Raw genomic sequence first — 26,118 nt, forward strand, 5'->3', positions numbered from 1 at the left:
GGTCATAATTGCTGCTACAGAATACATGATAATGAAATCCGATTTTGTGTTTTATATAGTGAATTATCAAATATTGTGTAGATGAAACAAAGATAAAATCCCCATTAAACTCCCTCTATGGAAATTATAAATTGTTCGATAAAAACTTTCAATATTTTCAGAAAACATTGTTGAATTGTGATATATTCGTATGCTAACTATGAAATTTTTACAAATATATTAAAAACATTACATAATATGACTAAATATTGAAAAAATATTGAATTTTTAATAAAATTTAATTTGTAATACATATTATTTATTAGGGGAGGAAATAAGGGATGAACAAGAAACCGTTCAAAGTTTTGTCATCAATCGCATTGACAGCTGTATTAGGCCTTTCATTCGGAGCTGGCACTCAATCTGCATATGCTGAAACGCCTGTGAATAAAACAGCTACGAGCCCAGTGGATGATCATTTAATTCCGGAAGAACGTTTAGCAGATGCATTAAAAAAACGTGGGGTAATTGATTCGAAGGCTTCAGAGACAGAAACAAAGAAAGCAGTCGAAAAGTATGTAGAGAACAAAAAGGGTGAAAATCCTGGGAAAGAAGCAGCGAATGGGGACCAACTTACGAAAGATGCATCCGACTTTTTAAAGAAAGTGAAAGATGCGAAAGCAGACACGAAAGAAAAATTAAATCAACCAGCAACAGGCACACCTGCAGCGACAGGCCCAGTTAAAGGCGGTCTAAATGGTAAAGTACCAACTTCTCCAGCGAAACAAAAAGACTATAACGGTGAAGTTCGTAAAGACAAAGTACTCGTTTTACTTGTAGAGTACGCTGACTTTAAACATAATAATATCGACAAAGAGCCTGGATATATGTATTCTAACGATTTTAATAAAGAACATTATGAAAAAATGTTATTCGGCAACGAGCCATTCACATTAGATGATGGAAGTAAAATTGAAACGTTTAAACAATATTACGAAGAGCAATCTGGTGGTAGTTACACAGTGGACGGAACAGTTACAAAATGGTTAACAGTTCCTGGTAAGGCGGCTGATTACGGTGCAGATGCTGCTAGCGGCGGCCATGATAATAAAGGACCAAAAGGGCCACGTGATTTAGTAAAAGATGCATTAAAAGCAGCTGTAGATAGTGGTATTGATTTATCAGAGTTCGACCAATTTGATCAATACGATGTAAATGGTGATGGAAATAAAAATCAACCAGACGGTTTAATCGATCACTTAATGATTATTCATGCGGGTGTTGGACAAGAAGCAGGCGGTGGTAAATTAGGCGATGATGCAATTTGGTCGCACCGTTGGACAGTTGGACCAAAGCCATTCCCAATTGAAGGTACACAAGCGAAAGTACCATATTGGGGTGGAAAGATGGCAGCATTCGACTACACAATTGAACCAGAAGATGGAGCAGTTGGTGTATTCGCACATGAATATGGTCACGATTTAGGTCTTCCAGATGAGTATGATACACAATATAGTGGTCAAGGTGAGCCGATTGAAGCTTGGTCTATTATGAGTGGCGGAAGCTGGGCTGGTAAAATCGCTGGAACGACGCCAACGAGTTTCTCACCACAAAATAAAGAGTTTTTCCAAAAAACAATCGGTGGTAACTGGGCAAATATCGTAGAAGTAGATTACGAGAAATTAAATAAAGGTATCGGTCTAGCGACATATTTGGATCAAAGTGTTACGAAATCAGCAAGACCAGGTATGATCCGTGTTAACTTACCAGATAAAGATGTTAAAACAATTGAGCCAGCATTTGGTAAACAATATTATTACAGCACAAAAGGTGACGATCTTCATACGAAGATGGAAACACCGTTGTTCGATTTAACAAATGCAACGAATGCAAAATTTGATTTCAAGTCATTATATGAGATTGAAGCAGGTTATGATTTCCTTGAAGTACACGCTGTAACAGAAGATGGTAAACAAACGTTAATTGAAAGACTTGGTGAGAAAGCAAATAGTGGAAATGCAGATTCGACAAATGGAAAATGGATTGACAAATCATATGATTTAAGTCAATTCAAAGGCAAGAAAGTAAAATTAACATTTGATTACATTACTGATGGTGGTTTAGCATTAAATGGATTCGCTCTTGATAATGCTTCATTAACAGTAGATGGTAAAGTAGTATTCTCTGATGACGCAGAAGGTACACCACAATTAAAATTAGATGGCTTCGTTGTATCTAACGGAACAGAGAAGAAAAAACATAACTACTATGTTGAGTGGAGAAACTATGCTGGGGCAGATAACGCGTTGAAATTTGCTCGCGGTCCAGTATTTAACACTGGTATGGTTGTATGGTATGCAGATTCAGCTTATACAGATAACTGGGTTGGTGTGCATCCAGGACACGGTTTCCTTGGTGTAGTTGATTCTCATCCAGAAGCAATTGTTGGTACTTTAAATGGTAAACCGACAGTTAAGAGTAGTACACGATTCCAAATCGCTGATGCAGCGTTCTCATTCGACAAAACGCCAGCTTGGAAAGTCGTATCTCCAACGCGTGGAACATTTACGTATGATGGCTTAGCAGGCGTACCGAAGTTTGATGATTCTAAAACGTATATTAATCAACAGATTCCAGATGCAGGACGTATTTTACCGAAGCTTGGTTTGAAATTTGAAGTAGTAGGACAAGCTGATGATAATTCTGCAGGTGCTGTTCGTTTATATCGTTAATACTGTAAAACTACCGAGAGATTTTCTTTCGGTAGTTTTTTTGTGAGCAATGAATTTTATATAGCTGAAAAAGTCATATATAATGTAACCTTAAGAATAGAAATTTGTTATATATGAAGTTTATATAAATAATGAAAGAATTGGATAAAAATAGTGGGAGAAGGTGAGTGAATGAGTATTTCCTCTATTGTAAGTAGGCAAAAGGAATATTTTTTAAAAGGGCATACGAGAAGCATCGAAATGAGAAAGAATAATTTGAAGAAGCTTTATGAAGGCATTCAGCGTTTTGAAGAAGAAATATTTCAGGCATTGAAATTAGATTTAAATAAGTCAGTTCACGAGTCGTTTACAACGGAAGTTGGATATGTATTAAAAGAAATTTCCTTTCAATTGAAACATATGTCATCGTGGAGTAAACCGAAACGAGTTCGAACAGCACTTACTCATTTTGGATCAAAAGGAAAAGTAGTGCCAGAACCGTATGGTGTGACGCTTATTATTGCACCGTGGAACTATCCTTTTCAATTAGCAATTGCACCACTTGTAGGAGCACTGGCAGCTGGAAATACAATCGTTTTAAAGCCGTCAGAGTTAACGCCAAGCGTTTCAAAAGTGCTTAAGAGAATGTTAGATGAATTATTCCCAGAAGAGCTTGTAGCGGTAGTAGAAGGTGGCGTTGAAGAGAGTACATCTTTGCTGAAGGAACCGTTTGATTATATTTTCTTTACTGGTAGTGTTGGCGTTGGAAAAGTTGTAATGGAAGCAGCAGCGAAACAGTTGACGCCGCTCACTTTAGAACTTGGCGGGAAAAGTCCTTGTATTGTACATAAAGATGCAAAGATAGAGATGACAGCAAGAAGAATTGTTTGGGGTAAGTTTTTAAATGCAGGGCAGACGTGTGTAGCGCCTGATTATATGTACGTGCATTCTTCCGTGAAAGAAAAGCTAATTGAGGCACTGCGACATGAAATTACAGAGCAGTATAGTAAAGAACCTTTACAAAATGAAAATTACGTGCGTATTGTAAGTGAGCGTCATTTTGAACGATTATGTGGATTCTTACAAGATGGTCAAGTCGTAATTGGTGGAAACTATGAGAAAGATACTTTACATATTGAACCGACAGTACTAGCGGATATTACATGGCAAGATGCTGTTATGGAAGATGAAATTTTTGGTCCGATTTTACCAATCATAGAGTACGACAATATAGAAAATGTAATTGGCACAATCCAGCAACATCCGAAGCCGTTAGCGTTATATGTATTTTCTGAAGATAAAGAAGTACAAAAGAAAGTGACGAGTAATATTTCATATGGTGGAGGCTGTATTAATGATGTTGTCTATCACCTTGCTACGCCATATTTACCTTTTGGGGGTGTTGGAAGTAGTGGATTAGGGGGTTATCATGGGAAAGAAAGTTTTCGGACTTTTTCACATTATAAAAGCATTTTAGCCCAATCTACAGCATTCGACATGAAAATTCGTTACTCTTCTACAAAAAGTGCTTTAAAATTCATACGAAAGTTGTTAAAATGATGATGGTGTTTATCAGTAGGCGTAGCCGTATGATAATAGCCCCTTCGCAATGGAAGGGGTTTTTCTGTTCGACGTTATGTATCAGGCGAAAATGAATCAAACATACTACATAAAGAATAGAAACGAACGCTTGCTAAATAACCATTTTTGTTTGGATCGAAACAAAAAATAGTCTATAGAACATAAATATTTATTCATGAATATAAAAATTTAAAATTTAAGGTAGATAGGACGGGAAAATGAAAAAGATTATTAAAGTTGAAGCAGTTGAAAAACATTTTGGAAATCAAGTGATTATCCCACCTCTTTCTTTAGATATTAAAGAGGGAGAGTTTTTAACAATTTTAGGGCCGAGTGGCTGCGGGAAAACGACGTTACTTCGTATGATCGCAGGATTTGAAACTCCAACTAAAGGGAATCTTTTATTAGATGATGAAAGAATTAACGATTTGCCGCCATATAAGCGTCATATGAACCTAGTGTTCCAACATTACGCACTATTCCCACATATGACAGTAGAGAAGAATATTTGTTTTGGTATGAAAATGCAGAAAGTATCAGCAGCAGAGCAGAAAGAGCGTGCTGAAGAGGCAATGCGTTTAACGCAGTTACTTGAGTTCCGTAATCGTAAACCTGCGAAGCTTTCTGGTGGACAACAGCAGCGTGTTGCAATTGCAAGAGCGATTGTAAATAATCCGCGTGTATTACTATTAGATGAGCCACTTGGAGCGCTTGACTTTAAGTTACGAAAAGACTTGCAACGTGAATTGAAAAACTTACAACGTAATTTAGGAATTACGTTCATATACGTAACGCACGATCAAGAAGAAGCAATGAGCATGAGCGATCGTATTGTAGTTATGAATAAAGGACATATCGAACAAATCGGAACACCGAAAGAAATTTACAATAAGCCGAAAACATTGTTCGTTGCGACATTCATCGGTGAAAATAATATTGTGAAAAACGGGGAAGGCTATGTAGCAATTCGCCCTGAAAATGTAAAAGTACGTTCGGTTGAAGAGTCAATTTTAAAAGAATACCATCTTGGACATATTGAAGATATCGAGTTTGTCGGAAATATGGAGAAGCTTTATGTACGTGATGAGAAAACATCAGAATTACTAATGGCATATCAAACTGCTGAAGAGGCAGTACAGTGGAGCATTGGAGATAATGTATATGTAGGCTGGGAGCAAGAGGACGAGGTGACCTTAAATTGAAAAAAGGGAAATTACTCGCACTACCTACAGTCGCGTGGCTGTTAATTTTCTTCCTAATCCCGCTCGTATTCGTATTAGGATTCGCCTTCATGCAGCGCGGAGCTTACGGGACAGTAGAAATGCAATTTACGCTGGAGAATATATCCCGTGTGTTTGATCCATTATACTTAGGAACGTTATGGGAAACTGTTAAAATTGCAGTTATTACAACAGTAATATGTTTATTAATTGGTTATCCGTTTGCGTATACAATTACAATTGTTGACCGCAAATACCGCTCTATTCTTTTATTATTGGCAACGATCCCGTTTTGGATTAACTTTCTTGTTCGTTCATACGCATGGATTGTTATTTTACGTTCACAAGGTCTTGTGAATACGTTGTTATTAAAGCTTGGCATTATTAGTGAACCGTTAAATTTATTATATAATACTCCTTCTGTAATACTCGGAATGGTCTATTCTTTATTACCATTTATGATTTTACCAGTGTATGCAGCAATTGAGCAGCTGGATAAGCGTAAGCTAGAAGCGGCTTATGATTTAGGAGCAACACCAATAAAGGCATTTTGGAATATAACAGTGCCGATGACGATGTCAGGAATTGCGACTGGTTCTATTTTAGTATTCGTTTCTTCTATCGGAATGTTTGTTGTATCAGACGTGATGGGCGGATCGAAAGTAGCATTAATCGGAAACGTTATTCAAAATCAATTCTTAGGTGCACGTGACTGGCCGTTTGGATCTGCGTTATCGATTATCGTTGTTCTATTCTCTGTTCTGTTAATTTACTTATATTATCGTGCAACGAAAGTATATAAATATAATGAGAACGGAGGGGAATAGGCAAAGATGAAGAAGTTTTTAGTTTCTTATTCTTGGTTAATTTTGTTATTCTTGTATTTTCCAATGATGGTTTTAATGGTCTATTCTTTCAACGACTCTCGCATTAATGCGGAGTGGGAAGGTTTTACATTCCATTGGTATACAGATTTATTTCAAAAACAAGATGTTATTGATGCATTTGTAAATAGTATTACGATTGCAGTTATAACAACGATTGTGACAACGGTACTTGGTGTATTCTTTGCAATTGCTTTACATCGTTATAAATATCGTTTCGAAGGGGCTATTAATGGCCTTGTATATTTACCAATTTTAATTCCTGATATTTTAATGGGATTATCTTTACTAATTCTTTTCAGTCAGTTAGGAATGGAACTTGGACAAACAACGATTATTATTGCACATATTACATTTAGTATTTCGTTTGTTGTTGTTATTTTAGCTGCGCGTCTTTCAAGTATGGGACGTGACTTAGAAGAAGCTGCAAATGATCTAGGAGCAACGCCTTGGCAAACGTTTCGTTATGTAACGTTCCCAGCAATTGCACCGGGAGTTATTTCGGCAGCATTATTAACATTCACATTATCAATTGATGATTTTGTAATTAGTTTCTTCGTATCAGGACCAGGATCAACAACATTGCCACTATACATTTACAGTATGGTTAAGCGCGGAGTATCACCAGAAATTAATGCTCTTTCTACAATTTTAATTGTTGCTATCGTAGGATTAATGGTTCTATCTGAAATCTTCCGGAACAAAGGTGCAGATGGTGAAGAAAACTCTGGAGGACACCTTCCTTTATAATACGAACGATATAGAAAGTACAAGGGGGTAATAAACCGATGAAATTAATGAAAAGAATAGCTGGCGCAGCAATTGGCTTTAGCCTTGTTGCTGGTGTGCTTGCTGGTTGTGGTGAAAAGAAAGAAGAATTAAATATTTATAGCTGGGCTGACAATTTTGATGAGCAAGTGCTAAAAGATTTTGAAAAGAAATATAATGTGAAAATTAACTATGACAAGTACGCAAGTAATGAAGAAATGCTTGCGAAATTACAAGCTGGTGGCGCAAAGTATGACTTAATCCAGCCGTCTGATTACATGGTTAAAACAATGGCGAAAATGGACTTATTAGCGCCGTTAGATAAAAAGAATATCCCGAATATCGAAAATATGGTTTCTAATTTCAAAACACCTGCGTTTGATCCAGAGAATAAATATTCTTTAGTGTACACTTGGGGTGTAACAGGGATTGCATACAATAAAAAGTATGTGAAAGAAGCACCTACAAGCTGGGCGGACTTATGGAATGAGAAATATAAAGGACATGTAACGTTACTGAACGATTCTCGTGAAGTATTAGGAGTGGGTCTTAAGAAGCACGGGTTCTCAAACAGTACGAAAGACGATGCACAATTAAAGACAGCAGCAGATGATTTAAAGAAGCTGCTTCCAAACTTATTAGCATTTGATACAGATAACATTAAACAAAAATTCATTACAGAAGATGCTTGGATCGGAACAGTTTGGTCTGGAGATGCAGCATTTATCGCAAAAGATAATAAAGATGTAGAATATGTTGTACCGAAAGAAGGCGGCACAATTTGGGCTGATACGTTAGCAATTCCAAAAGGTGCAAAACATAAAGAGCTTGCTGAGAAATTTATGAACTACTTACTAGATGAAAAAGTAAGTGTGAAAAACTACGAGTCAATTGGTTACAGTAATCCAAATGAAAAAGCTCATCCTCTTCATAGTAAAGAATACCGTGATAATCACATGATTTTCTTAACGAAAGAAGAGTTAGATCGTACAGAATGGCTTGTTGATGTAGACGATAAGTTAAAAGACTATGATCGTTACTGGACAGAGCTAAAAACAAAAGGTAAATAAGTAAGGAAATGCGGTTTCTAAAGTAGAAATCGCATTTTTTCATAGTAGGAGGAAATCGTTTGAAGAAGAAGTTACATCAGTATGAGGTAATGTGTATCGGTTTGTTATTTGCTGTATTTGGTATTGTTGCTTGGCGCGTACATGCAGGTGGCGTTACAGTGATGGATACATTTGTCCGTGGATTAGTAAGAGGGCTACAAACGGAAAGTTCTCTTATATTTTTCTCGTACTTTACAAAATTGGGATCAGCAATTGGGATAGTCACTACGCTCGTTATAAGTTTGCTTGTTTTTTGGAAGAAGCGTTATTATGCTGCGATGATTGTATATCCAATGGGGATTTTAATAACACATCTTGTGAATAAAGGGATAAAAGAGATTGTAAAGAGAGAACGTCCGTCATTAAATGAAGCGCTAGATGCACTTGGATATAGTTTTCCTAGTGGACATGCAATGCTATCGATTATGACATTTGGATTTCTTACTTATATCATTGCTGCTAATTTGAAAAGCGTAGCTGGGAAATGTGTCACAACGATTTTGATGGGTATAGTAATTCTATCGATTGGATTAAGTAGAGTCATTTTAAATGTACATTACCCAACTGATATTTTAGCTGGTTACTGCGTAGGTGGTATTTTGTTAATTATCGCGATTTACTACCATCGTTTACTTACTGAGAGATTAGGGCTTAATAAAGAGAGATAGAAAAACGTCTGGAAAAACTATTATTATAGTTTTTCCAGACGTTTTTTGTTTATATCAAGATGTGATACAGTATAAGTGACAATTGAATTATTTAAAGTAGGTGAAAATGTGTGAAGACAAACGTACATAAAGTTGATAAGTGGGGGAAGTTAGGAGCCTTTTTGTATCAGTTTCGTTATACAGTAATTGTAGCGTTACTGTTGCTCGCAATCGCACTTGGGATTTTTGCTCCAAGGCTACCGGGAGTATTAGGTGGTGACGGTTTCCAAACGGAAGGCGACTATCAAAAAACAAAAGAAATTTTAGATCAAGATTTTAAGAAGTCTCAAGATACGCTTCTGCTCGTTTTTGAGAAAAATAAAGATGCTTCGCATGAGGAATTTAAAAAGCGAATAGATGAAATTGTAAAGAATGTTCAAGAGAAAGAGAGCTATGAATCTTTCCATCACCCAATCCAAAATAAAGAAATGCTACAAGATGACATCGGTTATGCGACAATTTTATTTTCCGGGAAAACAAATAAAGAAAGAATGGAAAAGACATTACAATTTGCTGATGAGATTGAGAAAGAAAGTAATGTAGCATTAAAAGTAACACCTACAGGATTTCCGAAAATTAATCAAGAGATTAATGAAAGAACGCAAAATGATTTAAAAGTAGCAGAAATGATTGGATTACCAATTGCGTTTCTTGTATTACTATTTTCGTTTGGTAGTCTTTTGGCATCAATTTTACCGATTTTGAATGGGGCGCTTAGTGTTATTAGTACGATGGGGATATTGTATTTCATCGGTGTTGATAAAGAACTATCTATTTTCGTGTTAAACGTTGCACCGATGATTGGACTTGCATTATCTATTGATTTTGCGCTATTATTTGTGAACCGTTTTCGAGAGGAAGTTGCTAAACGAACGGTAAAAGAAGCGATAGCAATTACATATCAAACGGCAGGACGTGCGATTGTATTTTCAGGATTATGCGTATTTGTTGGGTTATCCGGTTTGTTTTTCTTTAAGATAGATTATATTCAATCTGTCGCGATTAGCGGAATGATTGTTGTCATTATGAGCATTTTATTCTCACTCACACTTCTTCCAGCACTATTATCGTTAATAGGTAAAAGAATATTAAAAAAGAATCAAGTAGCACATACGCCGGCAAAAGCATGGCGTAAATTTGCACAATTTGTGATGAAACATCCAATTGCAATGATTATTGTTGTTACAACATTTATTGTTATTTGCTTATTACCGTTACGTACAGCTAATTTGCAGTTCCCTGGTGTTGAAGCTTTACCCGAAAAGAGTGATACAAGGATTGCATATGAAAAGTATGAAGAAGCATTTAATGAAACTGTCAAAACACACGCTGATGTTACGTTAGTTGTAGAGACGAAAAAAGATATGAAAGAAAAAGAAAGTCTACAAAAGATAGAAGAAGTCGTTCGAAAGTTAAAAGATGATAAGAAAGTACATGAAGTAAGAAGTTTATACGACGGGTTAACTGGAATGAAAGCAGATCAAGTTGTTGGAATATTGCAGTCGCCAGAATCAGCGAAACTAACTCCTGTATTTGAAGCATACACGCAAGAGAATAAGACGACGATAGAAATCTTTTTGAAAACAAAACCACGTACAGAGACTGCAAAACAGTGGGTACGTGACTTTAAAAAGAACTATAAAGAAACGGATGTTACGTATTATCTAGGCGGAATGACGACGTTTCAACAAGAATTAGAAGATGAAATTAAAGATAAAGTTGTAATTGGTATGTCTGTTATATTTGGATCGACCTTTGTTATATTATTATTTGCATTCCGATCTATACTCATTCCAATTAAGGCAATTGTTATGAATATACTTAGTTTAAGTGCAACCATTGGAATTGTTGTTTGGTTATTTGAAGGTGGTCATTTCGGTTTAGAAGCAAGTCCGGTTCTGTTTGTCTTACCAATCTTCATTTTTGGCCTCGTATTTGGGCTTAGTATGGATTATGAAGTATTTCTTATTTCACGTATTCATGAGCTCTATGAAGAAACAGGAGATAACGATCAAGCAACGTTAGAAGGGCTCGTTTCAACAAGTAGAATCATTACATCAGCTGCTTTAATAATGATTGTTGTAACTGGTGCATTCGCATTTACTGATATTTTACCAGTAAAGCAGATGGGTCTTGGCGTTGCATTAGCAATATTTCTTGATGCAACAATTATTCGTCTTATGCTCGTACCAAGCTTAATGAAGTTATTTGGAGACTGGAACTGGTGGTTACCATTTCGAAAAAAACGAGAAAAAGCATCGTAAAAAATGCTCATCAATATGATGAGCATTTTTTATGAATAGCAAAGCCTACATTTTGCAAATAGTATGTGATAAGAACATTACATAATAAGTAGGTGAAGGCAATGTTTCGTTATTTTAAGTTTAAGTTAAATGATACAGTACAGTTTGCCGAGAACGATGGGCATATGTATCGCATTGTCGGTTATCGGTTAGAAAAAGGATTTTATCCAAAAGATGAATGGACTCATATCATTTATGAACTACTTAGAGAATTTGACGGGTATACGATGGATGCAGAAGAGGAAGAACTTGTAAAGGTCGTTCAAGTAGAGGATGAGTATTACAAAATACAAGAAGTATCAGGTTATCGCTATCCAGTAAAAATGAAACAAAAACAACAAGTGATGAAAATAGAAAAGATGGACGATTTATTAGATGCTTACAATGATTATAAAAGGTTGGCGGATTTCTTTAAAGATTTATCGTATGAACAAAAAGCTGAAGAAGTATTATTAGAAATGAAAAGACTTAGAGCTTGAGGGGCAGTCTATTATAAGACTGTCCTCTATTTTTGACAGTGCATCAAAGTGTGTTTTCCGTTACAATGAGAGAATCAATAGAAATAAGGTGATAAACAGTATGGAAACAAAGAAAAAGGGCGAATGGTGTGAAATTATCGTTCCAGCTAAATGGAATGGTATAAGTATTGAATCGGTATTAAAAGTAGAATGGGAAATACCGAAAAGGCTATTACATCAGCTTCGTATGGAAAAAGGTGTTACGGTTAACGGGGAACAAAGAAGATGGAATGAGCTTTTAAAAGAGAACGATAAGTTACAAGTCCATATGTTTGCGGAGGAAGAGTACGGTGTAGATCCAGAATATGGTGAATTACATGTAGTATACGAAGATGATCACGTACTTATCGTAAATAAACCAGAGCAAATGGACACACACCCTGCTGAAAGAGGTGGAACCGGGACGCTTGCAAATCTTGTTGCTTTTCATTTTCAAATGCAAGGTTTAGAGACGAAGGTGCGTCATATTCATCGTTTAGATAAAGATACGACAGGTGGTGTCGTGTTTGCTAAGCATAGAATTGCTGGTGCAATTATGGATCGTCTATTAATGGAAAGAAAAATTAAAAGAACGTACGCAGCGCTCGTTGAAGGGAAAGTAAAGAAGAAACAAGGAAAGATTGATGCTGCTATCGGAAGGGATCGCCATCATGCTACAAGGCGTCGTATTTCTCCAAAAGGTGACCAAGCTATCACATATTATAAAGTAGAAAAGTATTTTAAGAAGCAAAACACGACTTTCGTAACGTTACAATTAGAAACGGGTAGAACACATCAAATTCGTGTTCATATGAGTCATAATGGTAATCCACTAGTTGGGGATGTATTATATGGTGGACAAACAAAATATATGTCCAGTCAAGCATTGCATGCGATGAAGATAAATTTCTTGCATCCAATTACGAAAGAAGCAATTGAAGTTGATGTGCCGTTTCCTACAAAGTTAAATAAAAAAATAAAAGAATTTCAAAAAGAAAATGCATAAAGTATAAGTTTTAACTTGAAAAAAGTAGATTTTTGCAGGGATTTCTCTAAAAGAAGCGAAGCCGTTAAGAGAAAAGAGAGGTGAGAATCACTTGATCAAATATAAGTATGTACTTGGAATATTTTTCGCTTGTCTTTTACTTACTCTATTTCTCTATCCCTATTTACCAAATCGTATGGCAGTACATTGGAATGTAAATGGTGAGCCAAACGAGTTTATGAGTAAACAAGTTGTTGTAGCATTTATTCCCTGTTTTATTATTTTTTCATATGGATTTTTGTATATTATTTCACATAATATATTTAAGTTTAATGAAAGAGGGCATGGTATTATAGGCGGCTTTATAAAGAAAATTACGTTATTTATGTTGTTTATTCATATGCTTATCCTCTTTATTAATTTTAGGAAGGTGATATCCTTTCAAACAGGATTAACGATTGGGATTAGTATGTTTCTTTTTATGCTGAGTAAAGAATTTAAGAAAATAAAAGGCAAAGAAAAAGATCCAATTAAATTACAAAAAATTCGTTTAGTGAGTAGACGAATTTTTCAAGTGATGGCATGGGGCATATTGTTTTCATTGTTTTTGAACTTAGAGTGGGGATTTTATGTATTGCTTAGTATAATAAGCTGTGGATCTATGTTGTTTATGTTATATATTTTCTATTCATACATAATAGAAAGCTATGAAACTTAAAAAAGAGTCTTCTCATTATGAGAAGACTCTTTTAATCTATTTACTTCGTAATAAATTGTTGTGTCCAGTAGTTGCCGCTTTCTACATAACCAACACCGATGTGAGTGAAGCCGTTATTTAAAATGTTTGCACGGTGTCCAGCGCTGTTCATCCAAGCTTGTACTACTTCTTCAGGTGTACGTTGGCCTTGAGCGATGTTTTCACCTGCAGATGTATAAGAAATACCAAATTTCTTCATCATATCAAACGGAGATCCGTATGTAGGGCTGTTATGATCAAAGTAGTTGTTTTTTTGCATATCTTCAGACTTAATACGTGCTACTTTGCTTAATTCAGTATCGATTTTTAGTGCTGGTAAGCCTTGTTTTGCACGCTCAGCGTTTGTTAATTCAACAACACGTTGTTCGAACTCACTTAAAGATTTTGCTTCTTCAGCAGGCTTTTGCTCAGCAGGTTTTTGTTCAGCAGGTTTTTGAGTATTGTTGTTTTCAGCAGGCTTTTGAGCTTCTGGTTTTTGAACTTCTTCAGCAGGCTTTTGCTCGGCTGGTTTTTGTTCAACTGGCTTTTGAGTTTCTGGCTTAGCTGTTGGTTGCTCAGTTACAACATTTTCAGTAGGTTGTTGACCAGGAATGAAGCAGTTTGGTTGGAAGTTTCCTTGTTGCCATTGTGCTAATGATTCAACTCCCATAGATTGTAAGAATGCTTGTAATTCTTGTTGGCTCATTTGTTTCATCATCACTTTTGAATGCTGAATATTTTGAACCTTTACGTTAGATGGTTGTACTGTTGCAGCTTGTGCATCTAGAGAAGATACTCCTAAAGTAAGAGCTGTTGCAGCAGCTACAGATAATAAAACACGTTTTTTCATGATGTGTGTCCCCCTATATAAAGTTTTAATTTGTTTTCACACGATTTGTTTTTGACAGCCTGTCTGACTGACAAATTCATCGTAGCATACAATTTGCGAGAAAAAAGATGGAAAAAAATTCATAGACTTTAAAATTACCTAATTTATCCTAAGAGAAGGAGGGAGCAAAAATAAGAGAAATATAGAGTATAAAAGGAATTTATAGTGTTTTTATACTTGGTTTTAAGAGGGGGTTTTTGGATAAAGTTACCTAAATAGAAAATGAAGAATCCTATTGTATCAATGGTTTGAGCGATTTTTTGAGGAATATAATGGATTGATTTTTACAAAACTGTAATGTTTCTGTTGTTCTTTTTTATAATAAAGTAACATATTTTTAATGTTGTAGCAGACAAAAAAGCGGCTATCTCTTTACATAGACGAAGGAGATAGCCGTTTTCCTATTATTACGTATGTTACGAGTTATTACGAGTTAGTTTCAATTGCTTCTAATAATAAATCCACAATGTGAATTCCTCTTATCTTATGAGAAAGCCCTTCTCGCTCAATACCCAATTTCATTTGTAATAAACAACCTGGATTTGCAGTAACAATGGTTGCTGCTTCTGTTTCATGCACGCGGTCCATTTTGTAATCTAGAAATTCCATTGATAACTCTGAATGAACAATATTGTAAATACCAGCAGAGCCACAGCAACGATCGGCATCTTTCATTTCTCGATATGTTGCACCTTGGATAGCCTCTAGTAACATACGAGGTTCAGAAGATGTGCGCATAACATTGCGTAAATGACAAGAGTCTTGATACGTAATAACTTGCGGCGTGAGTCGTAAGTCAGTTCGCTTATGGAAGTCTAGTTCTACTAGTATAGCAGTAATATCTTTAATCTTAGAAACAAACTGCTTAGCACGTTCAGCCCAATCCGAATCATCCTTTAAAAGATAATCATAGTCTACGAGGTAAGCTCCGCAACCACCTGCATTCGTAATAATATAGTCGATGTTTAAGTCTTCGAATGCTTTTATATTGCGCATTGCTAATTCTTTTGCTCCACTCTTTTCACCAGCATGTCCATGCAATGCACCGCAGCAACTTTGTGTTTTCGGAATAACGATATCACAACCAGCTAATTGAAGAAGTTTCATCGTTGCGTTATTTGTTTCTAAAAACATCGTATCCATTAAGCAGCCTGTGAAGAATGCAACTTGTTTTTTCTTTGTACTTTCTGCAGGTAAAAATGAAGGACGATCTTTCATCGCTTTCATTTTAGGGACTTTTGGTAAAACGAGATCCATCGTTGCAAGTGTTTCGGGGAATAACTTCATAATCCCTGTTTTATGTGTTAGCGTTTGTAAACCAGAACGTTGATAAAATCCGATTAGTCCAGTTAATGTTCTCATTCGATTTTGATGGGGGAATAATCCTTCAAAAACGACTTTTCGAACAGCTTTCACTGGCACCGAGAATTTTTTATTTTGATTAATAATATCACGAGCTTCTTCTAATAAATGCCCATAATTTACACCAGATGGACAAACAGGCTCACAAGCACGGCAACCAAGACAAACGTTTAATGTATTCTCAACATCTTCATCTGGTTCGATTAAACCATCAACGACAGCTTTCATTAATGCGATACGTCCGCGCGGTGAATGTGACTCTTTATATCCGGATTGAATGTAGGTAGGACAAGTAGGTAAACAAAAACCGCATCGCATACAGTTTAGTAATTCATCTTCACTTAATCGTTCTTTAAATTCTTTTTGAATATTTTCTTTATTTAATGTGGTCATCGCTCAACCACCACTCTTTTTCGGGTGTCTTTCGCGAACATTTTTCCAGGATTCATAATGTTATTTGGATCGAAAGCTTGCTTTATTCCTTGCATAGCTGCAATACCTTCCTTACCTAATTTCATTTCTAAATATGGAGCTTTCATCGCACCAACACCATGTTCACCAGTAATTGTGCCACCAAGTTCAATTGCTTTCGCAAATATTTCAGCAAAAGCTTGTTCAGCTCGGTGCATTTCTTCTGCATTACGAGCGTCTGTCATACAAGTTGGATGTAAGTTACCATCACCAGCGTGTCCAAACGTACAAATAGGAATATTATATTTTTTTGCAATGGTATTAATAGCTTCAACCATTGGAGCTATTTGTGAACGTGGTACAGTTGCATCTTCTAATATTGTAGTAGGTTTTAATCTTGCAAGCGCTGATAGGGCACTACGACGAGCGGTACGAAGCGCATCTGCTTCTGTTTCATCTTTTGCAACACGAACATCAACCGCATTCATAGAGTGACAAACGTTAGCCATTTTTTCAATATCTCGATTGACTACTTCGGGCGGACCGTCTTGTTCGATTAATAAAATTGCTTTTACATCTGTAGGTAAACCGATTTGTGCAAACTCTTCTACTACTTCAATTGTCGGTTGGTCTAAAAACTCCAGTGTTGCTGGAATGATTTTATTTGCAATAATAGAAGAAACAGCACGTGCAGCTTCATTAATATCTTCATATAATGCAAGCATTGTTTTCTTTGTTTCAGGCATAGGAACAAGTTTTAATATGGCTTCTGTTACCACGCCAAGTGTTCCTTCAGAACCGATAAATAAACGAGTTAAATCGTAACCAGCTACATCTTTTGCTAATTTACCACCAGTGCGAATAATATCACCATTTGGTAAGACAAGTTCAAGCCCCATTACATAATCACGTGTTACGCCATATTTCAAACCGCGTAATCCACCTGAGTTTTCATTAATATTACCGCCGATTGTAGAAATTTTCATCGAGCTTGGATCTGGTGGATAAAATAAACCTTTTTCTTCTACCGCTTTAATAATATCAAGTGTAATGACACCAGCTTGTACAGTAATTGTTAAGTTTTCTTCATCAATTTCTAAAATATTGTTCATATGGCGGAAAATAAGGACGATACCGCCTTCAAGTGGACATGTTCCTGCGCAAAGATTTGTTCCAGACCCGCGTACATACACAGGAATTTTGTGAGTGTTACATACTTTTAACACTTCAGCTACTTCATTTGTATTACGAGGAGCAATGACTGCATCAGGCATTGCTTGGAAGTTTGGAGTGGCATCATAACTATAAGTTAAACGCCCCATATTGGATGTATCTACATTATCTTCGCCAACAATAGATACGAATGAATGAATAATTTGTTTTTCTAACATTGGAAATCCCCCTCAAACTGTTAACGTGTTTAGTTATAATAAACAACGTGGTAACAGTGCTTTCATTATAATGATAAAAAAGTCGAGGGATTCTTTCTATGTATAATCATCTAAAGATTAATCTGTTTTATCGTTCTTTTTTGTATGATTATCTAATAGGAGGAGTGCGAAGTATAAAACGTTTAAGTCTTTGAATTGTTTTGGATCAAGTCCTGTATGTTCTTCAATCTTTTTTAGCCTATAATGTAAGGTGTTAATGTGTATATGTAATTGTTTAGCTGTCTGTTTATAAGATTGGTTATAATCGATAAATAAGCGTAAAGTGTGCATAAGCTCAGGAGATGATAGTAAGCTTTCGATGGTACGCTCTAGAAATTGTTCACGCGTTTCGGCAGAAATATCTTGTAAACACATTTCTAAACGTAAATCTTCATTAAATACAATTTTTTTCGTTTCCAATGATACAGAAAGAGCACGTAATGCTTGTTCGTAACATATGTTCATATTGTTTGGGGTAACTGTTTGCCCAATCCCGATATATAAAGGAATAGAAAATAAAGCTTCGCAGTCTTGTTTTAACCGTTTTAAAAACTGATAAGTTTGTTCTTTGGAGCTCATCGCTGTAAATAAAATAAAACGATCATTTCCCCAGCGAACAAATAGATGCTCTTTTGTTAAAATATTTCGTACATGTTGCCATATTTTACGCTGGAGCATTGTGTCATTTTTGCCAATAGAAAACAAAACAAGTTGTTTTTTCTTATATAAATCAATGCCAAGTGTTTTGGCACGATCAAGAAAACTCGGGGACCACTCTGTATTTTGAAGCCAATCAAAGACAAAAGCTTCATAAGAACGGTGCTCAAGTTCTAATTGCTCTAAAAAGTAGTTTTCATGAATTAATAATTCGGTCATCTTACGCAATATTTCTCCGTAGCGTGAAATATTTTCAGGTTCTCCGGTAATCCCAATGACACCAATTACTTCATCATGAAATAATAAAGGAAGATTCATCCCAGCCTTTACACCTTGCAATCGCCTTTCATCTTCTTTTGTAATGATGACGGTTTTCTTTTGTTTAGCGCAGCGGAGTGCACCTTCATGAAATTGGCCAATTCTTTCTGTATCTGTACTTGCGATAATAACGCCTTCTATATTAATGATAATTATATTTTCTGTAATTAGTCTGCGTACTTCTCGTACAATTTTATTCGCTAAATCAGGAAATAGCATAATTGACACACCTCAAATTCTATTTGTTGTACATTATATATGTAAATTGAGTAAGAAAGGGGAATTTCACACTTTCCACACATTTATTTGTTATTTTACAATTATAACGAAATCATCTGAAGATGGAGGGAATCTTTTGAGAAAGTATGTTTTTCTTCTCTGTTTTTTATTTCTATTAGTAGGGTGTCAAGGAAGTTCATATACACCAATTGCTAAAGATAAAAATGTTATTATAACTACGAATATAAAAGAAGGCAGTATTAGTTTTATTGATAAAAAAGATAAAAAGTTAATTACGACATGGGAACTAAATGAGCCAATGGCCGGAATCACACTGCTTCCAAATGGCGATGAAATACTTGTATACGGTAAGCAATTAGAATATATGTATGTATATTCACTAGCGGAAGGAAGGCAAGTGGAAAAATATAAAACTGGAAAGGGCATTGTAAATGTGGTCGTATCAGCAGATAAAAAACAATTATTTGCTGCTGATCAAAATGTTCAAAAGGTAAGGTTCTTTACGATAAATGGGAAAGAGACAGGAAATGTTTCAACAGGAAAAGGGCCTATAACGATGGTAGAGTATCAGAATCGGTTATCTGTACTAAACTTTTATGATACGAAACTAACGACAATTGATACGAAGAAAAAAGAAGTTGTTCAATCCTTTATGATTCCGCCAGCATCAACAGGAGCGACGATTAGTCCTGATGGGAAAGAAATATGGATTGGCGGGCATGGTGATGGAAATCAAGTGAATGAGAAAGTATTAGTGTATTCTTTACAGAGCGGTGAAATGGTACGTTCTTTACACGCTCCATTTATGCCTGTGAACATAACGAAAGATAATAAGTACGTATATGCATTAAGCCACGGTTCGAATATGCTTAGAAAATTTGATATTAGTACGTATAAAGAGGTAGCTTCCGTTGAAATAGGCTCAAATCCATTTGCATTTTTGAAAAGCGGAGCAGAAGGATATGTAGCAAGTTATGATAGTGATGAAGTGTGCATCATGGATATGAAGAGTATGAAAATAAAACAAACAATTAAAGTCGGAAAAGGACCGTTTCAACTCATAGAGAGGGAAGGGAAGGACAATGAATAAATATAGAGTGCTAGTTGTAGATGATGAAAGTGATATGAGGCAGCTTGTTGGAATGTATTTGGATAACTTTGGATATGAGTGGGGAGAAGCTGAAAACGGAAAAGAGGCTCTTAAAAAACTAGAAACGGATCATTATGATTTCGTTGTATTAGATATAATGATGCCAGAAATGGATGGACTTTCAGTTTGTAAAGAAATTAGAAAAACGTCAGATGTGCCGATTATATTTTTAACCGCAAAAGGTGAAGAGTGGAATAGGGTGAATGGCTTACGTATGGGAGCAGATGATTATATTGTAAAACCGTTTAGTCCTGGTGAATTGGTTGCCCGTATGGAAGCTGTACTAAGAAGATATACAAAGCAAGAACAGCAAGAAGAGATTCAATTTGGACCAATTCTTATCAATGAAAAAAGCAGACGAATTGAGGCGAATGGTGAGTCGATTTCTCTTACTGTAAAAGAGTTTGATTTACTATATTTTCTTTGTCAGCATACAGGACAAGTATTTAGCCGGGAGCAATTACTTGAAAAGGTATGGGGATATGATTATGCCGGAAGTACAAGAACAGTAGATACGCACGTGAAAACGATGCGCTTGAAGCTTGGAGAAAGTGGAAACTACATTCAAACTGTTTGGGGTGTAGGCTATAAATTTGAGGTGTAACATATGTTTACGATGGTACAAAAACTTTGGCTTACAGTAGTATGTGCAGTATGTGTAACAGTGTCCTTTCTTTATTTCGTATCTTTATACTCGTATGAAAAGTTATACGTTGATAATTTAAAAACTTCGTTAGTAATGGAAGGGAAAAGTCTTGCTGCTCAATATGATAAGCGTGAAGGAATATCAACTTTTGAAGAGAAAGTAAGATCGTTTGATCAAATATCTAGTTCAGACGTTATTTTCGTATCTAATCCGCGTGATTTAAGCGCATGTTTGCCTTTTGATGTGCATCATCATTCTCTTATAAGTGAAGGAGATAGGCAAACGCTATTAGATGGGAAAACTGTGACAAAAATAGGATATGAAGAACATTTTGACCGTAATATTATGGGGGTTGTCATTCCTGTATTGGAAAATAAAAAATTAGTCGGAATTGTCTATTCGTATATTCCTTTAAAAAGTATAAAAGATTTAATCTATGATATGGGTCTTATTTTAGCACCGCTAGCAATTGCTATGATTTTAATTACGATATGGGTTGGAAGAAAAATTATAATTGCAATTACGAAGCCACTTTCGCAAATGGAGCGGGTTGCAAATCATTTGGCTACGGGAGATTTTTCGGAGCGGATTACAGTTTCTTCAGAGGATGAAATTGGACGATTAGGAAAAGCATTTAATAAAATGGCAAATTCATTAGAAACAGAAGATGTAAAGCGTAAGGAATTTTTAGCAAATGTTTCGCATGAACTTAGAACACCACTTAGTTATATAAAAGGGTATAGCGAGGCTATTTTAGATGGTGTTGCAAAGGGAGCTCAGCAGGAAAAAGTAACTCAGCTAATTCATAAAGAAGCAGGTCGTATGCAGCGTCTCGTTCATGACTTGTTAGACTTAGCACAATTAGAAGGTGAGCACTTTCCGTTAAAGAAGCAACCTATCGTTTTTTCACAGCTGATTGAAGACGTATTAGATACGTATGAGATTAAGTTTATAGAAAAGGAAATTCATATTTCAACCAATTTAAATCCAGAGGTCATTGTCATGATTGATGAGGATCGTATGCAACAAGTGCTTCATAATGTGTTAGATAATGCGATACGATATACAAATCAAAAAGGAAATATCGTTATAACTTTAGAGCAAATCGATGATTACTGTGAATTAAAAATAAAAGATACAGGAATTGGCATTGATATAGAGCATTTGGAGAATCTTGGGGAACGCTTTTACCGAGTTGATAAAGCGAGAAGTCGTCAACATGGTGGAACAGGTTTAGGCCTTGCTATTGTGAAACAAATTGTTCATATACATGGTGGACAGTGGAAAATTGAAAGTGAAAAAGATAAGGGAACAACGGTTATTATTAAACTGAATGTACAGGATGAGGGGGGCATGTTCTAATTTTTAGGGCATGTTCTTTATATTGAAGAAAATATTTATCCCGCTATTCGCCGGTCAGTAAGACCCTCACCTCAAAATTCAGCAGAAGCAAAGAAGTTAGGTGGAGGCACTGCTGCCCGTAAAAGCCCGATTGGTGAGGGCTAATAATCAGTGGGGGATGAACAAAACCCTCACTGATTAAAGTTTCACTTTATACGTAAAAATATAAATTAATATGTAATAAATATCGAAAATTTGACTATTTTATGAACAAAACATTTGTACTTCTTATCAATTCGGTCTAAAATAGTTATGATGCAAAGTTCTTATAAATCGTTTCAATTGTTGTTTGGAAGATACTGAGGTGATTTAACTGGAGTACAAATCTATTAAACCGAAAAAAATTTACGAAGAAGTATCTGAAGCTATTTTAACAATGATTAAAAATGGTACGTTAAAACCTGGTGACAAACTACTTCCTGTGCATCAATTAGCTGAGCAGTTTCAAGTTGGCAGATCTGCTGTTCGTGAAGCGCTAAGTGCGCTAAGAGCGATGGGCTTAATTGAGATGAAACAAGGAGAAGGTACATATGTGAAGAACTTCGATTCTTCTTCATTAACGAAATCATTAAACAATAGATTATTAATGAAGAAAGAAGATATTTTGAATTTATTAGAAGTACGAAAGGTGCTTGAAGTGGGGGCAGTTCGAGTAGCGGCGGCAAAACGTACGGAAGATAATTTACAAAATATGAAACATTGGTTAGATGAAATGGCAAAGAGCATTGGAGATGAAAAGGCTGGCGAAAAAGCCGATTTTCAATTTCATATGGGAATTGCAGAGTCTTCGCATAATAGCATTTTGCTTGAACTCATGAATCATGTTTCAGAGATGATTGCTGAAACGATTGGTGAATCAAGACGCATTATTTTATATGGTGAACAAACGACATCAGAACGACTTATAGAAGAGCATCAAGTTATATATGATGCGGTGTTAAAACAAGATGTAGAATTAGCGCAGCAAGCAATGCTAGATCACTTAACAAATGTAGAACATATTGTCACAGGTAAAAACGATATAAATTCGTAATTTAATCTTTTAAAAATTTAATTTTCTGATAAAATAGAGAAAGATTAAGTAAGCGTTTTCTTTAGAAGAGGGAGAGGATAGGCCATGGTTGAGCCTATTTCTTCTCTACTAAGTCATCTGATGACCATATGTTTGTTGGTGAAGTTGTAAAAAGGGGGAGTAATAGTTATGAAAGTTACTTTATTTGTTACTTGTTTAGTCGATATGTTTGAAACAAATGTCGGTAAAGCAACGGTTGAAGTGTTGGAGCGTTTAGGTTGTGAAATTGAATTTCCAGAAGCGCAAGTTTGTTGTGGTCAGCCTGCTTATAATAGCGGCCATGTAGAAGCAGCAAAAGAAGCAATGAAACATATGATTGAAACTTTCGAAGATGCAGAATATATTGTTACGCCATCTGGTTCTTGTGCGACAATGTTTCATGAGTATCCACATGTTTTCAAAGATGATCCAAAGTGGGCTAAACGTGCACAAAAAGTTGCTGATAAAACTTATGAATTTACACAGTTTATTGTGGATGTTTTAAAGGTTACTGATGTTGGTGCAAGTTTACCAGGGGTCGCTACTATTCATAAATCATGTCATATGACACGTATGCTTGGAATAAAAGAAGCACCAGGAATTTTATTATCAAATGTAAAAGGATTAACTGTGAGAGATTTGCCAAACGTGCAAAATTGTTGCGGGTTTGGGGGAACGTTTTCAGTTAAGATGACTCCAATTTCTGAGCAAATGGTAGACGAAAAAGTAGATAGTGTAATGGAAACAGGTGCAGATTATTTAATTGGTGCAGATTGTGGGTGTTTGTTAAACATTGGCGGACGTATTGAGCGTTTAGGAAAAGAAGTAAAAGTAATGCATATTGCTGAGGTACTGAATAGTCGCTCATGAAGGGGGAACATAAGCTATGTCTATGAAAATCAGTGAGAAAAAATTTAATGATCGCGTTGGTGATGGAATTCAAGATTCGTTTATGCGCGGAGCAGTATCTTCTGCACAAACGCGTTTATATACGAATCGCTTAAAAGCCGCAGATGAACTAGGAAACTGGGAAGAGTGGCGTGAACTAGGTGAACAAATTCGTCAACATACGTTAGAAAATCTTGATTATTACTTAATGCAGTTAAGTGAAAATGTATCAAAAAGAGGCGGACACGTGTACTTTGCGAAAACGAAAGAGGAAGCAGCAAAGTATATTCAAGACGTTGCAAAAAAGAAGCAGGCAAAAAAGGTAGTAAAATCAAAGTCGATGGTAACAGAAGAAATTAGTATGAACCATGCGCTTGAAGAGATTGGCTGTGAAGTGTTAGAGAGTGACTTAGGAGAGTATATCTTGCAAGTAGATAACGATCCACCTTCACATATTATTGCACCTGCACTTCATAAAAATAGAACGCAAATTCGCGACGTATTTAAAGAAAAGCTAGGCTATGAAAATTCTGATGACCCGTATGAAATGACAAAGTTTGTTCGTAAACAACTTCGTGAGAAATTTATGGATGCAGAAATTGGTGTAACTGGTTGTAACTTTGCTGTTGCAAATACTGGCTCTCTTTGTTTAGTAACGAATGAAGGTAATGCAGATCTTGTTATGTCAATTCCTAAAACACAAATAGCGGTAATGGGTATGGAACGTATGGTTCCGACAATGGAAGAATTAGATGTTTTAGTTGGTTTACTATGTCGTAGTGCAGTAGGTCAAAAATTAACAAGTTATGTAACAGTAGCGGGGCCAATTCAAGAAGAGGAAGTTGATGGACCTGAAGAATTTCATTTAGTTGTTGTTGATAATGGTCGCTCTCAAATTCTTGGATCTGAATTCCGTTCAGTATTACAATGTATTCGTTGCGCTGCTTGTGTTAATGTATGTCCTGTATATCGTCACGTTGGTGGACATTCATATGGATCGATTTACTCAGGACCAATCGGTGCGGTATTAACACCGCTTCTAGGTGGATATGATGATTACAAAGAGCTTCCTTATGCATCTAGTTTATGCGGAGCATGTACAGAAGCTTGTCCAGTAAAAATTCCATTGCATGATTTATTATTAAAACATCGTCAAGTCATCGTTGAGCAAGAAGGTCGTGCACCACTTGCAGAAAAACTGGCTATGAAAATGTTTAGTATGGGTGCTTCTTCAGCTGCTTTATATAAAATGGGTTCAAAAATGGCACCAGCGGCAATGAGTCCATTTACATCTGGTAATCGTGTATCAAAAGGTGTTGGACCACTTAAAAACTGGACGGATATTCGTGAATTCCCAGCTCCAAGTAAAGAACGATTCCGTGATTGGTATAAAGATCATAAGAAAGGCGGGGATAAATAATGACAGGATTAATTCAAAACCGTGATGCCTTTCTAGATAACATTGCAAAAGAACTTGGGCGCGCGCGTAAAACAGAAGGTGTAGAGCGTCCAGTATGGAAAAGTAATGTGAATATAGAAACGTTAAAAGATTATTCACAAGAAGAATTACTAGAAGTGTTTAAAGAGCAATGTACAAACATTCATACAACTGTAGTAGAAACGACAAACGACCGTTTAGGTGAAGACCTTCAAAAAGTAATCATGGAAAACGGCGGGGGACCTATTTTATTATCAGCAGATGCGCGTTTTGATGCATATGGTTTAACATCTTTATTTAAAGAAGAACTTCCAAAACGAGATGTTGAAGTAAATGCATGGGATCCAGAGAGAAAAGACGAAAATATGCGTTTAGCTGAAAAAGCGAATATTGGTATTGCATTTAGTGATTATACATTAGCTGAATCTGGTACAATTGTTGTACAAAGTCATAAAGGTCAAGGGCGTTCTTTACACTTTTTACCGACTGTATATTTTGCTATTATTCCACGTGAAACACTTGTGCCTCGTATTACACAAGCAGTTCAGGATATGAACTCACGCGTAGAAAATGGGGAGACAGCGGCATCTTGTATTAACTTTATTACAGGGCCAAGTAACTCGGCTGACATCGAGATGAATCTTGTTGTCGGAGTACATGGACCATTAAAAGCAGTTTATTTCATCGTATAAAAGAGGGGAAAGCAGGCCAGGAAATGGCCTGCTTTTTAGTAGAATAAAGGATAATATGAAGTAGA

Annotated in this window: 22 protein-coding genes; 18 read left to right on the forward strand and 4 right to left on the reverse strand. The window is 35.9% G+C overall.

All coding sequences use genetic code 11. The features are described from left to right. Window positions 1-320 precede the first annotated feature (320 nt). The 11 genes from inhA1 (at window position 321) to BHV55_RS06910 (ending at window position 13,462) form a co-directional block, all read left to right on the forward strand. Window positions 321-2,711 (forward strand): M6 family metalloprotease immune inhibitor InhA1, encoded by a 2,391-nt coding sequence (gene inhA1 / locus BHV55_RS06860; RefSeq protein WP_001035943.1) that lies wholly within the window; start codon window positions 321-323, stop codon window positions 2,709-2,711. Window positions 2,712-2,882: 171 nt separating this feature from the next. Then, window positions 2,883-4,250 (forward strand): aldehyde dehydrogenase, encoded by a 1,368-nt coding sequence (locus tag BHV55_RS06865; protein WP_000028382.1) that lies wholly within the window; start codon window positions 2,883-2,885, stop codon window positions 4,248-4,250. Window positions 4,251-4,489: 239 nt separating this feature from the next. Next, window positions 4,490-5,473: a spermidine/putrescine ABC transporter ATP-binding protein PotA gene (gene potA / locus BHV55_RS06870; RefSeq protein ID WP_070757174.1), complete on the forward strand. Its 984-nt coding sequence runs from the start codon at window positions 4,490-4,492 to the stop codon at window positions 5,471-5,473. Continuing rightward, on the forward strand, window positions 5,470-6,318 hold the full coding sequence (potB, locus tag BHV55_RS06875) for a spermidine/putrescine ABC transporter permease PotB (RefSeq protein ID WP_000715500.1): 849 nt from the start codon (window positions 5,470-5,472) through the stop codon (window positions 6,316-6,318). The genes potA and potB overlap by 4 nt, the downstream gene beginning before the upstream one ends. Window positions 6,319-6,324: 6 nt before the next feature. Then, window positions 6,325-7,125, forward strand: a complete 801-nt coding sequence (gene potC / locus BHV55_RS06880) for a spermidine/putrescine ABC transporter permease PotC (RefSeq protein ID WP_000714192.1) — start codon at window positions 6,325-6,327, stop codon at window positions 7,123-7,125. A 38-nt stretch (window positions 7,126-7,163) separates the two neighbouring features. Beyond that, the gene (potD, locus tag BHV55_RS06885; RefSeq protein WP_048568807.1) at window positions 7,164-8,213 is read left to right on the forward strand and encodes a spermidine/putrescine ABC transporter substrate-binding protein PotD; all 1,050 of its coding nucleotides are present in this window, start codon (window positions 7,164-7,166) and stop codon (window positions 8,211-8,213) included. Window positions 8,214-8,272: 59 nt separating this feature from the next. Then, window positions 8,273-8,920, forward strand: a complete 648-nt coding sequence (locus tag BHV55_RS06890; RefSeq protein ID WP_070757173.1) for a phosphatase PAP2 family protein — start codon at window positions 8,273-8,275, stop codon at window positions 8,918-8,920. 110 nt (window positions 8,921-9,030) lie between these two features. Further along, window positions 9,031-11,223, forward strand: a complete 2,193-nt coding sequence (locus BHV55_RS06895) for an MMPL family transporter (protein ID WP_000856423.1) — start codon at window positions 9,031-9,033, stop codon at window positions 11,221-11,223. A gap of 101 nt (window positions 11,224-11,324) precedes the next feature. Next, window positions 11,325-11,741 (forward strand): hypothetical protein, encoded by a 417-nt coding sequence (locus BHV55_RS06900; RefSeq protein WP_000490301.1) that lies wholly within the window; start codon window positions 11,325-11,327, stop codon window positions 11,739-11,741. Between the two features lie 100 nt (window positions 11,742-11,841). Continuing rightward, window positions 11,842-12,765, forward strand: a complete 924-nt coding sequence (locus BHV55_RS06905; RefSeq protein ID WP_070757172.1) for an RluA family pseudouridine synthase — start codon at window positions 11,842-11,844, stop codon at window positions 12,763-12,765. 91 nt (window positions 12,766-12,856) lie between these two features. Then, window positions 12,857-13,462 carry a DUF1648 domain-containing protein gene (locus BHV55_RS06910; protein WP_000598997.1) on the forward strand — a complete coding sequence of 202 codons (606 nt, stop codon included), beginning with the start codon at window positions 12,857-12,859 and terminating at the stop codon, window positions 13,460-13,462. A 40-nt stretch (window positions 13,463-13,502) separates the two neighbouring features. Here BHV55_RS06910 and BHV55_RS06915 read toward each other — a convergent pair whose 3' ends face one another. The 4 genes from BHV55_RS06915 to BHV55_RS06930 all read right to left on the reverse strand — a co-directional run bounded on the left by BHV55_RS06915 (window position 13,503) and on the right by BHV55_RS06930 (window position 18,775). After that, complete coding sequence (locus BHV55_RS06915) at window positions 13,503-14,330, reverse strand: CAP domain-containing protein (RefSeq protein ID WP_000747596.1); 828 nt, start codon at window positions 14,328-14,330, stop codon at window positions 13,503-13,505. A gap of 465 nt (window positions 14,331-14,795) precedes the next feature. Then, window positions 14,796-16,124, reverse strand: coding sequence for a (Fe-S)-binding protein (locus BHV55_RS06920; RefSeq protein ID WP_070757171.1), 1,329 nt, complete (start codon window positions 16,122-16,124; stop codon window positions 14,796-14,798). Next, complete coding sequence (gene glcD, locus BHV55_RS06925; protein ID WP_000890754.1) at window positions 16,121-17,533, reverse strand: glycolate oxidase subunit GlcD; 1,413 nt, start codon at window positions 17,531-17,533, stop codon at window positions 16,121-16,123. Before glcD ends, BHV55_RS06920 begins: the two co-directional genes overlap by 4 nt. Before the next feature lie 117 nt (window positions 17,534-17,650). Beyond that, window positions 17,651-18,775, reverse strand: coding sequence for a CdaR family transcriptional regulator (locus BHV55_RS06930; RefSeq protein ID WP_001999325.1), 1,125 nt, complete (start codon window positions 18,773-18,775; stop codon window positions 17,651-17,653). 127 nt (window positions 18,776-18,902) lie between these two features. On the opposite strand from BHV55_RS06930, the gene BHV55_RS06935 reads away from it, so the two are divergent. The 7 genes from BHV55_RS06935 (at window position 18,903) to BHV55_RS06965 (ending at window position 26,053) form a co-directional block, all read left to right on the forward strand. Then, window positions 18,903-19,877 carry a YncE family protein gene (locus tag BHV55_RS06935; RefSeq protein WP_070757170.1) on the forward strand — a complete coding sequence of 325 codons (975 nt, stop codon included), beginning with the start codon at window positions 18,903-18,905 and terminating at the stop codon, window positions 19,875-19,877. Beyond that, window positions 19,870-20,541 (forward strand): response regulator transcription factor, encoded by a 672-nt coding sequence (locus BHV55_RS06940; RefSeq protein WP_001046400.1) that lies wholly within the window; start codon window positions 19,870-19,872, stop codon window positions 20,539-20,541. Before BHV55_RS06935 ends, BHV55_RS06940 begins: the two co-directional genes overlap by 8 nt. Window positions 20,542-20,544: 3 nt before the next feature. Further along, window positions 20,545-21,945, forward strand: a complete 1,401-nt coding sequence (locus BHV55_RS06945; protein ID WP_000494818.1) for a sensor histidine kinase — start codon at window positions 20,545-20,547, stop codon at window positions 21,943-21,945. Window positions 21,946-22,327: 382 nt separating this feature from the next. Further along, window positions 22,328-23,017 carry a FadR/GntR family transcriptional regulator gene (locus BHV55_RS06950; protein ID WP_254904472.1) on the forward strand — a complete coding sequence of 230 codons (690 nt, stop codon included), beginning with the start codon at window positions 22,328-22,330 and terminating at the stop codon, window positions 23,015-23,017. Between the two features lie 168 nt (window positions 23,018-23,185). Then, the gene (locus BHV55_RS06955; RefSeq protein ID WP_000869150.1) at window positions 23,186-23,905 is read left to right on the forward strand and encodes a (Fe-S)-binding protein; all 720 of its coding nucleotides are present in this window, start codon (window positions 23,186-23,188) and stop codon (window positions 23,903-23,905) included. A gap of 16 nt (window positions 23,906-23,921) precedes the next feature. Continuing rightward, window positions 23,922-25,343 (forward strand): LutB/LldF family L-lactate oxidation iron-sulfur protein, encoded by a 1,422-nt coding sequence (locus tag BHV55_RS06960; protein ID WP_000061930.1) that lies wholly within the window; start codon window positions 23,922-23,924, stop codon window positions 25,341-25,343. Continuing rightward, a complete protein-coding gene (locus tag BHV55_RS06965; protein WP_070757169.1) occupies window positions 25,343-26,053 on the forward strand; it encodes a LutC/YkgG family protein in 711 nt (236 codons plus the stop codon). The genes BHV55_RS06960 and BHV55_RS06965 overlap by 1 nt, the downstream gene beginning before the upstream one ends. Window positions 26,054-26,118: the final 65 nt, after the last annotated feature.

The sequence above is a fragment of the Bacillus sp. RZ2MS9 genome (assembly GCF_001816185.2).
GTDB lineage: Bacteria > Bacillota > Bacilli > Bacillales > Bacillaceae_G > Bacillus_A > Bacillus_A cereus.